The sequence below is a fragment of the Paracoccus gahaiensis genome, assembly GCF_005048225.1.
Classification (GTDB): Bacteria; Pseudomonadota; Alphaproteobacteria; order Rhodobacterales; family Rhodobacteraceae; genus Paracoccus; species Paracoccus gahaiensis.
Map to the genome: position 1 here is coordinate 1 of NZ_SUNI01000026.1, position 13,976 is coordinate 13,976.

Sequence of the window (13,976 nt, forward strand, 5' to 3'; positions counted from 1 at the left end):
ATATCGGCGCGCACGACGCCCTGTCCGACGATCCACGTGGCCTCGCTGACCAGCAGGTCCAGTAAGTCGCTGTTCAGGATCGTTCCGAACTCCATGTCCTCCCACATGGTCTGCAGCGCCTCGACCGAGACGTTCCCGCTGAGCGAGGCCGAGACCGCCTCGGCCGCCGCCTGCGGGTCGGCGGCGACATCGGCGTCGGCTCGGACAAGGGCGCCGAGGAAGGTCGTCAGATCCGCCTCTCGGGCCAGCATGTCGGGGCTGGCGGCCAGAATGTAATGCGGGTCATAGCTGCCGGGGCGCAATTCCAGATAGAGCTCGCCCAAAGCCTCCTGCGCGCCCTGATAGAAGGTTGGGAAGGGCACGATGGCATCGACATCGCCGCGCACCAGCGCCGGGACCAGATCGCCGGGGGCAGCGTTGATGATCTCGGCCTCGATGCCCGCTTGGGTCATCGCAGTGGACAAGAAATAGTCTACGTTGGTGCCAAGCGTGGTGCCGATCCGCTTGCCGTCCAGGTCGGCAAGGCTATCCAGCGGCGACTGGTCGCTGTTGCCGATGATCCGGCTGCCAGTATAGCGGGTCAGATCGGCCACGATGGCGAAATCCTGACCGGTCAGCGCGCCGGTCGCGGCGGGAAATTCCGCCATGAAGGCGATATCGACCTGACCGCCCAGCAGCGCCTCGAACGCCTCGCGGCCCGAGGCGAAATTGACCAGCTCGACCTCCAGCCCGGCCTCATCGAAATAGCCCTGCGCCAGCGCCATGTCGACCTGCGGGGTCTGGGGATTGGGGGTCCAGGCGAAGGTGATCGGATCGGCCATGGCGGCGGCGGGGATTAGGGACAGGGCGAAGATGGCGTGTTTCATGGCGGTCCTCATGCGTCGGCGTGGGTGGGGTGAAGAAGGGTGATGATCTCGTCCCGGATCGGCAGCAGCACATCGGCCTGTGCGCGCAGCGACCGGGGGCGGGGCAGGTCGAGGGCATAGTCGCGGATGATCCGGCCCGGAGCCTGGCTCATCACGCAGACGCGGTCAGCCAGCAGCAGCGCCTCGTCTACGTCATGGGTGACGAAGAGGACGGTGGCGCGGTGCTTTTGCCAAATGTCGGTCAGCAGGTGGTGCATCACGATCCGGGTCTGGGCATCCAGCGCCGCAAAGGGTTCGTCCATCAGCAGCACCTTGGGACCGGCGGCAAAGGTGCGGGCGATGGCCACACGCTGCTTCATGCCGCCGGACAGCTGGCCGGGAAACTTGGCTGCATGCTGGGCCAGATTGACCTCCTCCAGCGCGGCCATGGCGCGGTCGTGCAGCTCGGCCCTGGGCAAGCCGAGGCGCTTGAGCGCGAACTTGACGTTGCCCAGGGCGGTGAACCACGGGAACAGCGCATATTGCTGAAAGATCACCCCGACATCCGGGCTGGGGCCGGTGATCTCGGTATTGTCCAGCGTCATGGCGCCACCTGCGGGCTGAACGAAACCCGCGATGGCATTCATTAATGTAGATTTCCCGCAGCCCGAGGGGCCGATCAGCGCGGTAAAGCTGCCCGGCGCCAGATGTAGGGTGGTGGGGGCCAGCGCCGTGACCGGCCCCTGCTTGCCCGCGAAGGTGATCGACAGGTGGTCTACGCGCACATGACCAGAGGACATCGCCATCATCCTTGTTGCCAGTGGACAAGCTTGCGACCGACCCATTGGACGATCAGATCGACGGTGGCACCAAGCGCGCCCAGAATGATCAGGAGCGCGAACATTCGGTCGGTGCGGATATATTGCCGCGCTTCCTGCAGGCGATGTCCCAGACCCGAGGACGCGCCCGACAGTTCCGCCGCCACAAGGCTGAGGAAGGCCAGCGCCACCCCCAGCCTGAGGCCCGCCACGATATGGGGGGCTGCGGCGGGGATCACCACGGTCAGAAACTCCCGCATCCGCGACGCCCCGAGCGAGCGCGAGGCGCGCAGATAGATGTCGGGGATGTATTCCATGCCGTGATGGGTGTTGAACCAGACGGTCAGGAACACGGTGTAGGAGACGACGAAATACTTGGACCCCTCGCCGATGCCGAACCAGACGATGGCGACCGGGACCAATGCGATGGCGGGGATCGGGCGCAGCAGGGTCAGGAACGGATTGAGCAGTGCGCGCACCAGCGCCACCCTCCCGGTCAGCAGGCCAAGCGTCACCCCCAGCACCGATCCGATGCCGAACCCGATCGCCGCCCGGCGCATCGACACGGCCAGATCGGTGGCCAGCGTGCCATTCGCCGCCATTTCGACCGTGGCCTGCCAGACCGAGAGGGGCGAGGGGAAGATCTGCTCGGGCACCAGCCCGGCGCCGGTCACCGCGATCCACAGCGTCAGGATGAAGCCGAAGGACAGTAGCGGGCGGCCTAGGCCTGTGGCGCCCGCCAGCCCCATGGCCAGCTTGGGCCGCACGCGGCGGGGTTGCGGGACATCAGCCATCGCGGCCACCCCGCAGCCAGGGCAGCGCCTCGGCTCGGTAGCGATGCGCGCGGAAGCAGCTGTTATGCTGGCCGGTGATGAACTGGCCAAGCGGCTGCGGATAGGGTGCGAACTCGGGGATGACGTATTCCCAGACCACGTCGCCCTCGGGCGTTACCTCGAACAACCGCCCAAAGGCGCTTTCGCAGATGAAGGTGTTGCCGTTCCACAGCCGCTGGCAGCCGCCCATATATGGCGAGAAGAACGCCATTGGTAGCGGATCGACATAAGACCAGACGACCTGACCCGAGAAGCTGAACTCCAACGCCCGCGAAAAGGGAGAGGTCGATCCGGTCCGCAGATTGCCATTGTCGAAGACGAGGATGTTGCCGCCCTGGGTCTCCACCGGCGTGTGCTGCTGGGCCACCACATCGGGACCGACATGCCAGACCACCGCGCCGGTGGTCTTGTTGACCGCAACCACGCCCGACGTCGTGCGCAAGCTCAGCAGCATCAGCCCGTCGCTGGTGATCGACAGCCCGTTGACCATCGGCCAGTGGCGGCGGTCAAAATTGGGATGGATGGGGAAATCGGCGGGGTCCAGATGGTCCCAGATGCGCCATTCCCAGACCACCTCTCCGGCGCGGTTCACCTCGCGGATGATGTCGGACTGGATGACGCCGTCCGCCCCGTCCTTACGTGGATCGCCCCCGGTGACCCGCGCGGCCTTGTCGGCGGGCAGTGGGGCCGCGACGGTGTAAAGCAGGTTGCCATTCGGCAGCCATTGCGCGTCGTGATGGTGGTGGATGTCCTCGTGCCGCCAGACGATCTCGCCTTCGGGCGTCGCCTCGTAGAAATCGCCGCCATGCCACAGATCCCAAGCGGGATAGAGCGCCGCCGAGGTTGCATGGCTGCCATTATAGCCCAGATTGCCATTCGTCAGGATCACCGCATCGCGCCCCGGACGCACCGGCATCTACCAGCGATGAGCGCTGTTCCCTTCGATATCAACCAGATCGACCCGTCCCCCGCCGGTCTGCGGGGCGAACAGCGTATAGCCGCCGGCGGTGCGGTCGCGGTCGATGGCGGTCAGGCCAGTCTTGCGACGGCGGATTGTGGTTTGATCAACAACGGTCATAGCAGCCTCTTAAAACGATTTAATGCAGCGTTACGGTTAATTCTGCCTTGAGTAAAACGTTTTAATGCGCGACCTTGCGAGGAAAGGTTTGACCGGTGACAGAACGGGCAGATTGGTCAAAGACAGGGCAGGATATGGATAGCACAGCGGGCAGGCGACCGACCGTCAAGGATGTGGCGCGGATTGCCGGGGTGTCGCAGGGGACCGTATCCAACGCGCTATCAGGGATGCGGGGTGTCGATCCCGAAACGCGGCAACGGATTGATCAGGCCATCGCCACCCTAGGCTATATCCCCAATCTGGCCGCGCGGCGGATGCGCACGGGCCGGACCAACACCATCGCGGTGATGACCTCGATGCCAGCCGCCGTCTCGGCGGGCTCGTCCCGCCTGGGGTTCCTGATGGAGATCGCGGCCTCGGCGGCGATCCATGCGCTGGACTACAATTCCGCACTGGTGCTGGTGCCGCCAGTCGCCGATCCGGCAGTGGCCCTGCGCCATGTCGCGATGGACGGTGCCATCGTCATTGAACCGCAGACGGACGATGCCTTTCTGTTGCTCTTGAAACGGCGCGGCGTGCCGGTTGTCGTGATCGGTCAGCCTGCGAGCGTCGATCTTCCCTGGGTTGACATGCATTACTATCGGACAGCCGAAATGCTTCTTGCTCACCTTCTGACGCAAGGCGCACGCCGGATTGCCCTGATCGTTGGCACGTCATCGCGAGTGTCACATCATGTCACCTTGGAGCGCTACGAGAGTTGGATGTTACTTGAGGGCATTCCACCTTGTGTTATCTACGTACCAGAGGCAGATGGCGAAGACGGCAGCTACCGCGCCACGCTTGATCTTTTGCGCAGCAACCCAGATATCGACGGTATATTCGCTTCCATCGATGCTTTTGCTAGCGGGGTCATGCGCGCCCTGCGTGACATGGGCCGGGCAGTTCCCAGTGATGTCCGCGTCGTCACGCGATATAACGGCTTGAGGGCCAGAGAAGAACGCCCAGCTCTGACCGCAGTGGATCTGCATCTCGACCAGATTGCGGCGCTGGCCACGCGACTTCTGATGGACCTGATCGCTGGGAGAGAGATCGAGCGTATAACCGCAGGCCCGATACCCTCATTGGTCGTTCGTGGCTCTTCGTGAGACAAACACCATCCCAGATAGGGGCTCGTTGACAGCCGGCCGAATACAGTCGGGCCCAATCGGCCCTTCCTCACAAAGCTCATGTGTGGCGGTATTTTTGGAACCCGCCATTGATGCTCCCCACAGTGAAGCTGGCTAGGCAATAGCCTTGATCGGTACCTTCAGGATCTTCGGCACAGCTGCAACTTGAGCTATTTTCCGATCCTTGGACAGTATCGCATTTGATTTAAGCTACGGCCTGCCCTTGCCGATGGGTTTCGATGGTGTTACAGTAAACCATGGCGGGCGTGCGCCCGCCATGGGCGGTACGGAGCCGCTGGTGGTAGCAGAGGTGATCCAGCGAGCGATGACGACCTTGGCCTGTGTGTGCCGATCTCCCAATTATGCATACAGCCGCATTCATACTCTAGGGTCCGCCACAGGCGTTTCATGAAGATATTGTCGATGCAGCGCCCCTTGCAATCCATCGATATCCGGTACCCGATCGCTTCGAGATCATTCACAACGCCGACTGTCAGCTCGGCAAGCCGTTTGAGCAGTTTTCCTCCAACGTCACCAATGCGCTGTCAGAGGCACGCCTCGATGCAGTCGACAGGCTGACCTCGGTGGCGGCGAGGCAGGGTGGGAGGCACGTTCTCTTGCCTAGGGACATGCTCGACAACGTCGTTCCAAGCGACAGGGTCACGGCGCCGGCGTTGTCCCGGCTGGAGCGAGCGAACGTCACATCGTGGCTCATGCCGGGAAATCACGACCATGCACGTCCAAAGCCACGAAGCCGGGTGAAGCGGCTCGCAGCCCTGCAGGCTCGCATTGTCGACACGCCGGCGGAGCACAGTGAGTCTATGAGGGCGCCTAGCTCGTAGCGGCACCGTTCGAGCATCGAAAGATGGTCTCAGACACGACCGCCTCCCTTTTGTCGATCTTTGCAGACAGCCGTGGGCACAGACACCCCGTCAGGGGCCGGCTACATTGTCAGAACCCTCCCCGGTGTAGGATGCGTATGCTGACGCGATTCGTCGCATCCAAGCGCCCTCAAGTTGGCGGGTAAAATGGTGGATATAGTAAAAAAAGACTATAAACCGTTATTTTCTAGGGGTGAATGGCGGAGGCGGTGGGATTCGAACCCACGGTGGGCTTGCACCCACGTCGGTTTTCAAGACCGGTGCATTCAACCACTCTGCCACGCCTCCGACGCCGCTCGATTAGCGCGGGGGCGGGGGCGGTGCAAGGCTTAGCGGCGCAGGGTCACCGTGCCGCCGGCGCCGGCGCCGGCGCCGGCGATCTCGATGGCCGAGATGCGGGACAGCTGCACGACGCTGAGGGGCAGGGCCACCGTGATCGTGTCGGTCTCGGGGCGGGCGGGCAGGGCTGCGGCGGGGCTGCCTGCGGGGGGCGGCACGGCCACGAAGCGCAGGCGCAGCACGCCGTCGGGATCGGGGGCGAGGGCGTCTCCGGGCTGCGGACGGGCGGTGACCAAAGCGGCCGAGTGATAGCCCTTGACCGGGCCGAAGCCGCGCAGGACCAGCAGACGCCCCTCAGGCAGGGGCTGCCAGTCCGCGCCCAGGATCTGGGGGACAAGGGGGCGCAGGTCGGCGCTTGCGGCAAAGCCGCCCTCGGGCACGATGGATTGCGGCGCGGTGGTGGTGCCGGGGCCCCAGCCGAGCGGGTTCCAGCCGCTGTCTCCGAACCGCCCGCAGCCCGACAGGATCAGGGTGCCGATCAGCAGCGGCAGGGTCAGTCTGGTCATGGCATGTCCCTTCGGCGGTCTTTCCCCGGTGATAGGCGATCGGGGCCGCGCGGAAAAGCCTCTTTGACCTCGGCCCGGCCGCGCGCTAGGTCCGGTGCGGTCACAGGAGAATGCCATGCCCACCCCCGCCTTCGAGGATATTGCCCAGACCTTCGACTTTCTGGATGACTGGGAAGAGCGGTATCGCCACCTGATCGAGCTGGGAAAGGCGATGCCGCCGCTGGATCCGGCCTTCCAGGTCCCGGCCACCAAGGTCGACGGCTGCGCCAGCCAGGTCTGGATCCTGCCGCACCTGGAAGAGGACCGGTTCGATTTCCAGGGCGAAAGCGACGCGATGATCGTGCGCGGGCTGATCGCGGTGCTGCATGCGCTCTATTCCGGCCTGCCCATGGACCAGGTGGGGCAGGTCGATGCCCAGGCCGCGCTGGCGCGGTTGGGCCTGGACGAGCATCTGTCGGCGCAACGCTCGAACGGGGTGCGGGCGATGATCGGCCGGATCAGGCAGCTGGCCGCCGACGCAGGCTGATCCAGCCGCCGCCCAGCACGCGGGTGCCTTCGGCCTCGTAGAAGACGCAGGCCTGGCCGGGGCTGACGCCGTCCTCGGGATCCAGCAGCTCGACCTCGGCGCGGCGGCCGGGCAGGGGGCGCAGCACCGCAGGACGCGGTGGCCGGGTCGAGCGGATGCGCACCAGGCAGGGGATCTCGCCCGCGAAGGGCTGGTCGCCCAGCCAGTTCACCTCGGTCACGGCGATGGTCTTCGTCGACAGGGCCTCGCGCGGGCCCACGACGACGCGGCGCGTCTCAGGCTCCAGCCGCAGGACATACAGGGGATCGCCGCCACCGATGCCCAGGCCGCGCCGTTGGCCGATGGTGTAATGGATCACGCCCCGATGGCGGCCCAAGATGTTGCCCTGCTGGTCGACGATCTCGCCCGGATCGGCCGCGCCGGGGCGCAGCTTCTCGATCACGGCGGCATAGTCGCCATTGGGAACGAAGCAGATGTCCTGACTGTCGGGCTTGTCCGCGACCCCCAGCCCATGGGTCTGGGCCAAGGCCCGCGTCTCGGCCTTGCTCACCAGATGGCCCAGGGGAAAGCGCAGGAAATCCAGCTGCTCCTGCGTGGTCGAGAACAGGAAATAGCTCTGGTCGCGGGCCGGGTCGGCGGCCATGTGCAGCTCGGCCCGCTGGGGGCCGGCCTTGCGCTGGATGTAATGGCCCGTCGCCATGCAATCGGCATCCAGATCGCGCGCGGTCTGCAGCAGGTCGCGGAACTTCACCCGCTCGTTGCAGCGGATGCAGGGCACCGGGGTGGCGCCCGCCAGATAGGCATCGGCGAATTCGTCGATGACCGATTCGCGGAACGTGTTCTCGTAATCCAGCACGTAATGGGGAAAGCCCATGCGCTCGGCCACGCGGCGGGCGTCATGGATGTCCTGGCCCGCGCAGCAGGCACCCTTCTTGGCCAGCGCCGCCCCGTGATCGTAAAGCTGCAGCGTGACGCCGATGACATCATAGCCCTCGGCCTTCAGCTCGGCCGCCACGACCGAGCTGTCGACGCCCCCCGACATCGCGACGACCACCCGGGTCTGCGCGGGCGGCTTGGCAAAGCCCAGGCTGTTCAGCGCGGCGGCGGGGGCAGGGGCGGGCGCACAGGCGCTGGCGGTCAGGGTCATTGGCGGTCTTTCGGCCCGGCGGGCATGTCGAGGGGGCGGGCATGGGAGAACTGCATCGAAATATAGGCAAATGCCGAGGATTCTCAACCCCGGCCCGGGCCTGGCAGTGGCGCGGGCTAACCCCGCCTTAAACTGTCCGGGGCAAGCATGGCCTGTGTCGAGAAGGGATGCCGCCATGTTCGTGAAGAAGTCATCCGGTCCGCGGATCGTGACCCTGGAAGACGGGCGCATCCTCAGCGTGGCGGATCTGCCGCCGCCGGACACGCGATGGGTGGCCAATCGCAAGCAGACGGTCGTCCTGGCCGTGCGCCACGGGCTGATCGCACGGGACGAGGCGCTGCGGCGCTACGGGCTGTCGGAGGAAGAGTTCGATGGCTGGTGCCGGGCCGCCGCGCGCCACGGCACGGCAGGATTAAAGGTCGCAGCGCTACAAAAACATAGACAACCCTGAGCGGCAAAGGCCAGAAGGATCGATCTGATAACCTCATCTTAACCACTTCGCGGGATTGTCGGGATATGACGAGTGGCGAATCGGGGGAAAGACGAAGATATGCGAATCCTTCTGGTGGAAGACGATCCCAGCACCGCGCGGGCGATCGAACTGATGTTGACGGCGGCCAGCTACAACGTGTTCCGGACCGACATGGGCGAGGAAGGGATCGATCTGGCCAAGCTCTACGATTATGACCTGATCCTGCTGGATCTGGACCTGCCCGACATGCACGGGATGGAGGTGCTGCGCCATCTGCGTCTGGCCCGCATCGACACGCCGATCCTGATCCTGACCGGGTCGGACGACACCGAAAGCAAGCTGCGCGGCTTCGGTTTCGGTGCCGACGACTACATGACCAAGCCCTTCGACCGCGAGGAATTGCAGGCCCGGATCCAGGCGATCATCCGACGCTCCAAGGGGCACAGCCAGGCGCTGATCCGCACCGGAGAGATCGTGGTGAACCTGGACGCGCGCTCGGTCGAGGTGCGGGGCAAACCGGTGAACCTGACCGGCAAGGAATACCAGATCCTCGAACTGCTGAGCCTGCGCAAGGGCACGACCCTGACCAAGGAGATGTTCCTCAACCATCTCTATGGCGGCATGGACGAACCCGAGCTGAAGATCATCGACGTCTTCATCTGCAAGCTGCGCAAGAAGCTGACCGAAGCATTGGGCGGCGACAGCCTGATCGAGACGGTCTGGGGCCGGGGCTATGTGCTGCGCGATCCGGGCCCAAGCCACGAAGAACGCCTGGCCGTCAGCGCCTGACCGGGATGCTGGCGGCACCTTGCGCTTCCGGCCCCGATGCCGGTCTGGACGATCGCGCCCCCTTGGGCGATACCCTCGACTGACGGGACCGGAGCATTTCGGTCGGGATCAGTGCATGAGGGCAGAGATGGCGGAGAACATGGCCGACCGGCAGCCGGTCGCGGAACTGGACGACGAGGCCGCCGCCGCCGAGATCGCCGACCTGTCCGCCCGGGTCGCTTCGGCGAACGCGGCCTATCACCAGAAGGACACGCCGCAGATCAGCGACGCCGAGTATGACGCCCTCAAGGCGCGGCTGGCGGCGCTGGAACAGGGCTTTCCCCACCTGGCCCTGCCGGACAGTCCGACCGGGCAGGTCGGTGCCGCCCCCGCCGAGGGCTTTGGCAAGATCACCCATGTGCAGCGCATGATGTCCCTGGGCAATGCCTTCACCGTCGAGGAGGTCGAAGAGTTCGCCGCCCGCATCCGGACCTTCCTCGGCCTGCCGACCGACAGCGCGCTGGACATGACCGCCGAGCCCAAGATCGACGGCCTCTCCCTGTCCCTGCGCTATGAGGCGGGCCGGCTGGTCCAGGCCGCCACGCGCGGCGACGGGCGCGTGGGCGAGAACGTGACCGCGAATGCCCGCACCATCGCCGACATTCCCCAGATCCTGACCGCCGATCCCCCCGCCATCCTTGAGGTGCGGGGCGAGGTCTATATGAGCCATGCCGATTTCGAGACGCTGAACACCTCCGAGGCCGGGCGGGTCTTCGCCAATCCGCGGAACGCCGCCGCCGGATCGCTGCGCCAGATCGACCCGGCAGTGACCGCCCGCCGCCCGCTGCGCTTCTTTGCCTATGGCTGGGGTGAGGTCTCGGCCCCGCTGGCGCCCACCCAGATGCAATCGGTGGAACGGCTGCGGGACCTGGGCTTCCAGACCAACCCGCTGACCCGGCTCTGCCAAACGCCGGCCCAGATGGTCGCGACCTGGCAGGCGATCGAGCAGCAGCGCGCGACCTTGGGCTATGACATCGACGGGGTCGTCTACAAGGTGAACGACCTGGGCTTTCAGGCGCGGCTCGGCTTCCGCTCGACCACGCCGCGATGGGCGCTGGCCCACAAGTTCCCGGCCGAGACCGCCTGGACGCGGCTGGACCGGATCGAGATCCAGGTGGGCCGCACCGGCGCCCTGTCGCCCGTCGCCCGGCTCGAGCCGGTGACCGTGGGCGGGGTGGTCGTCTCGAACGCGACGCTGCACAACGAGGATTACATCGCCGGGCGCGACAATGCCGGCGCGCCGATCCGCGAGGGGCGCGACATCCGCGAGGGGGATTGGGTCAAGGTCTATCGCGCCGGCGACGTGATCCCCAAGATCGCCGATATCGACCTGTCGCGGCGCCCCGAGGGCAGTGCGCCCTATGCCTATCCGGCCCTCTGCCCCGAATGCGGGTCCGAGGCGATCCGCGAGCCGGGCGACAGCGTGCGCCGCTGCACCGGCGGGCTGATCTGCCCCGCGCAGGCGGTCGAGAAGCTGAAGCATTTCGTCAGCCGCGCCGCCTTCGACATCGAGGGGCTGGGGGCCAAGCAGATCGAGATGTTCTTTGCCGACCCGGACCTGTCCATCCGCGAACCCGCCGACATCTTCACCCTCGCCGCCCGCGACGCGAAGAACCTGGGCCGGCTGAAGAACCGCGACGGCTTTGGGGCGCGCTCAGCGGAAAAGCTGTTCGCGGCCATCGAGGAAAAGCGTGCCATCCCCCTGGCGCGGCTGGTTTTTGCCTTGGGCATCCGGCATGTGGGCGAGGTCGCCTCGGCCACGCTGGCGCGCCATTTCGGCACTTGGGAGGCGCTGGTCGCCGCCATCGACGGGGCGGCGCACGAGCCCGCCTTCGCCGCGCCCGACGACAAGGCCCGGCGCGCGGCGCTGCCCGACAGCCCCCATTGGGCCGAGCTGACCGGGATCGACGGGATCGGCGGGGTGCTGGTCCATTCGCTGGTCATGACTTTCGCGCAGGCCTCGGAGCGGCAGGGGATCGACCGGCTGGTGGCGCAACTCGACGTGCTGCCCGCCCAGGACCCCGGTGCGGTCGCGACCGAGATCTCGGGCAAGACGCTGGTCTTCACCGGCACGCTGGAGCGGATGACCCGGGCCGAGGCGAAAGCCCGGGCCGAGGCGATGGGCGCCAAGGTCGCGGGCTCGGTCAGCGCCAAGACCGATCTGCTGATCGCCGGGCCGGGGGCGGGGTCCAAGGCCGCGAAGGCCACCGATCTGGGCGTCACGGTTATCGACGAGGATGAATGGCTGCGCATCGCGGGCGCCCTATGACCGAGGTCAGGGGCCGCCCTCCGGCGCTGTTCCCGCTGTTCGCGGGCATCGACACGCTGCCCGGCATCGGCCCCAAGGGCCGCGCCGCGCTGGAGCAGATGGGCATCGACAAGCCCCGCGACCTGATCCTGACCCTGCCCGCCAGCGGGGTGACGCGCCGCCGCATCGCCCGGATCGCGGAGGCCCGTGCCCCCGAGATCGTCACGGTCACGGTCACCGTGACCCGCCATCACCCGCCGCAGGCCAAGGGTCGCCCGTGGCGCGTGCATTGCACCGACGGCGCGGGCGATCTGACGCTGATCTTCTTCCGCCCGCGTGCCGAATGGCTGGAGGGGCAGCTGCCCCCCGGCGCCCGCCGCACCGTCAGCGGCAAGCTGGAGCTGTTCGACGGCCTGGCTCAGATGGTCCATCCCGATCATATCCAGCCCGAGGGCGATGCCCCGCCCGCCGAGTTCGAGCCGGTCTATCCCCTCTCGGCCGGGCTCACGCAGAAGGGCATGGCCAAGGCGGTCGAGGCCGCGCTGACGCGCCTGCCCGACGCGGCCGAATGGATCGACCCGCATCTGCTGGCCACGCGCGGCTGGCCGGGCTTTGCGCAGGCGCTGCACGACGCCCATGCGCCGCGCGCGGCGGCGGATCTGTCGCCCGACACGCCCGCGCGGGCCCGGCTGGCCTATGACGAGTTCCTGGCCCATCAGATGACGCTGGCGCTGGTGCGGCGCGAAAAGCGGCGCCAGAAGGGCCGCGCCAGCGCGGGCGACGGGCGGCTGCGGGCGCGGGTGTTGGACAGCCTGCCCTGGCCGCCGACCGGGGCGCAGACCCGCACCGCTGCCGAGATCGCCGCCGACATGGCCTCGGATCACCGCATGAACCGCCTGCTGCAGGGCGATGTCGGCGCGGGCAAGACGCTGGTGGCGATGCTGTCGGCACTGGCGGCGGTCGAGGCCGGGGGGCAGGCCGTCCTGATGGCGCCCACCGAGATCCTGGCGCGGCAGCATGCCCGCGCGCTGGAGCCGCTGGCGCAGGCGGCGGGGGTGCGGCTGGCGGCCCTGACCGGGCGCGACAAGCGCGACCTGCGTGGGCAGATCCTGGAGGATCTGGCCCAGGGGCGCATCGACATCCTGGTGGGCACCCATGCGGTCTTCCAGAAGGGTGTGCAGTTCCAGGATCTGCGGCTGGCGATCATCGACGAGCAGCACCGCTTCGGCGTGGCCCAACGGTTGCAGCTGTCGGCCAAGGGCGAGGTGCCGCCCGACATGCTGATCATGACGGCGACGCCTATCCCCCGGTCGCTGGCGCTGTCGCATTACGGCGATCTGGACCTGTCGGTGCTGGACGAGAAGCCTCCGGGCCGCCAGCCGATCACCACCGTCATGATTGCCGACCAGCGCATCGATCAGGTGACCGAACGGTTGCGCGCGGCCATGGCGCAGGGCGCGCGGGCCTATTGGGTCTGCCCGCTGGTCGACGAGAGCGAGGTCAGCGACCTGACCGCCGCCGAGGCGCGCTTCACCCATCTGCGGGCGATCTTCGGCGAGGCGGTGCGGCTGGTCCATGGCCAGATGCCGCCCGACCAGCGCGACATGGCGATGGCGGATTTCGCCTCGGGGCGGGCGCAGCTGCTGGTGGCGACGACGGTGATCGAGGTGGGGGTCGACGTGCCGCAGGCCACGATCATGGTGATCGAGCGCGCCGAAAGCTTCGGCCTGGCGCAGCTGCACCAGCTGCGCGGGCGCGTGGGGCGGGGAACGGGCGCCTCGACCTGCCTCCTGATGTATCATCCGCCCCTGAACGAGACCGGCGCGCGGCGCCTGACCACGCTGCGCGACACCGAGGACGGGTTCCGCATCGCCGAGGTCGATCTGGAGATGCGAGGCGCGGGAGATGTCATCGGCACGGCGCAATCGGGCCTGCCGCGGTTCCGCATCGCCGATCTGGAACACCAGTCCGGCCTGATGGCGGTGGCGCGGCAGGATGCCCGGGCGCTGCTGGACCGCGACCCCGGGCTGGTCAGCCCGCGCGGCCAGGCATTGCGGCTGCTGATGTGGCTGATGCAGCAGGATCAGGCGATCCGGCTGATTCAGGTCGGCTGAACCCGGATGTTCTCATAAAGTTCTTTACGAATCGTTAAAATTGTAAGAACAAAGGAGCAACAGAGAGAGGAGTTGCCCCGTGACCCGTGAACTTGCCACCGATATGCTCGGCGCTGCCGCCCTGGCCCTGACCACCATTGTCCTGTTGTGGATGCCCGCATTCCTTCAGGTCTGA

At 66.8% G+C, this 13,976-nt stretch carries 13 protein-coding genes and 1 tRNA gene; 6 read left to right on the forward strand and 8 right to left on the reverse strand.

The genetic code is table 11. From position 1 onward, the window contains the following. The 5 genes from FA743_RS17690 to FA743_RS20675 form a co-directional block, all read right to left on the reverse strand. The coding region (locus tag FA743_RS17690; protein ID WP_136887414.1) for an ABC transporter substrate-binding protein at positions 1-866 on the reverse strand (866 nt) is incomplete at its 3' end. A gap of 8 nt (positions 867-874) precedes the next feature. Beyond that, positions 875-1,645: an ABC transporter ATP-binding protein gene (locus FA743_RS17695; RefSeq protein WP_246055031.1), complete on the reverse strand. Its 771-nt coding sequence runs from the start codon at positions 1,643-1,645 to the stop codon at positions 875-877. A 5-nt stretch (positions 1,646-1,650) separates the two neighbouring features. Then, the gene (locus FA743_RS17700; protein WP_136887416.1) at positions 1,651-2,457 is read right to left on the reverse strand and encodes an ABC transporter permease; all 807 of its coding nucleotides are present in this window, start codon (positions 2,455-2,457) and stop codon (positions 1,651-1,653) included. Further along, positions 2,450-3,385: an aryl-sulfate sulfotransferase gene (locus FA743_RS17705; protein ID WP_246055032.1), complete on the reverse strand. Its 936-nt coding sequence runs from the start codon at positions 3,383-3,385 to the stop codon at positions 2,450-2,452. Before FA743_RS17705 ends, FA743_RS17700 begins: the two co-directional genes overlap by 8 nt. Positions 3,386-3,412: 27 nt before the next feature. After that, a complete protein-coding gene (locus FA743_RS20675; RefSeq protein ID WP_246055033.1) occupies positions 3,413-3,574 on the reverse strand; it encodes a hypothetical protein in 162 nt (53 codons plus the stop codon). Positions 3,575-3,708: 134 nt separating this feature from the next. Between FA743_RS20675 and FA743_RS17710 the strand changes: the two genes are divergently transcribed. Continuing rightward, positions 3,709-4,719, forward strand: coding sequence for a LacI family DNA-binding transcriptional regulator (locus FA743_RS17710; protein ID WP_136887417.1), 1,011 nt, complete (start codon positions 3,709-3,711; stop codon positions 4,717-4,719). Positions 4,720-5,819: 1,100 nt separating this feature from the next. Here FA743_RS17710 and FA743_RS17715 read toward each other — a convergent pair. Continuing rightward, a tRNA-Ser gene (locus tag FA743_RS17715) sits at positions 5,820-5,909 on the reverse strand. Positions 5,910-5,950: 41 nt separating this feature from the next. After that, entirely contained in the window at positions 5,951-6,466 is a 516-nt protein-coding gene (locus tag FA743_RS17720; RefSeq protein WP_136887418.1) for a hypothetical protein, read from the reverse strand. A gap of 115 nt (positions 6,467-6,581) precedes the next feature. Between FA743_RS17720 and FA743_RS17725 the strand changes: the two genes are divergently transcribed. Beyond that, positions 6,582-6,992, forward strand: coding sequence for a SufE family protein (locus tag FA743_RS17725; protein WP_136887419.1), 411 nt, complete (start codon positions 6,582-6,584; stop codon positions 6,990-6,992). Here the strand turns inward: FA743_RS17725 and mnmA are convergent. Next, positions 6,964-8,139: a tRNA 2-thiouridine(34) synthase MnmA gene (mnmA, locus tag FA743_RS17730; RefSeq protein WP_136887420.1), complete on the reverse strand. Its 1,176-nt coding sequence runs from the start codon at positions 8,137-8,139 to the stop codon at positions 6,964-6,966. The two genes, FA743_RS17725 and mnmA, sit on opposite strands and share 29 nt — an antisense overlap. Before the next feature lie 175 nt (positions 8,140-8,314). On the opposite strand from mnmA, the gene sciP reads away from it, so the two are divergent. From sciP to recG, 4 genes are all read left to right on the forward strand, one after another. Next, positions 8,315-8,590, forward strand: a complete 276-nt coding sequence (sciP, locus tag FA743_RS17735; RefSeq protein ID WP_136887421.1) for a CtrA inhibitor SciP — start codon at positions 8,315-8,317, stop codon at positions 8,588-8,590. Positions 8,591-8,689: 99 nt separating this feature from the next. Further along, entirely contained in the window at positions 8,690-9,400 is a 711-nt protein-coding gene (ctrA, locus tag FA743_RS17740; RefSeq protein ID WP_136887422.1) for a response regulator transcription factor CtrA, read from the forward strand. Positions 9,401-9,515: 115 nt separating this feature from the next. Next, positions 9,516-11,708: an NAD-dependent DNA ligase LigA gene (gene ligA / locus FA743_RS17745; RefSeq protein ID WP_246055034.1), complete on the forward strand. Its 2,193-nt coding sequence runs from the start codon at positions 9,516-9,518 to the stop codon at positions 11,706-11,708. Further along, positions 11,681-13,801 carry an ATP-dependent DNA helicase RecG gene (gene recG / locus FA743_RS17750; RefSeq protein WP_246055035.1) on the forward strand — a complete coding sequence of 707 codons (2,121 nt, stop codon included), beginning with the start codon at positions 11,681-11,683 and terminating at the stop codon, positions 13,799-13,801. Before ligA ends, recG begins: the two co-directional genes overlap by 28 nt. The last annotated feature ends 175 nt before the right edge of the window (positions 13,802-13,976 follow it).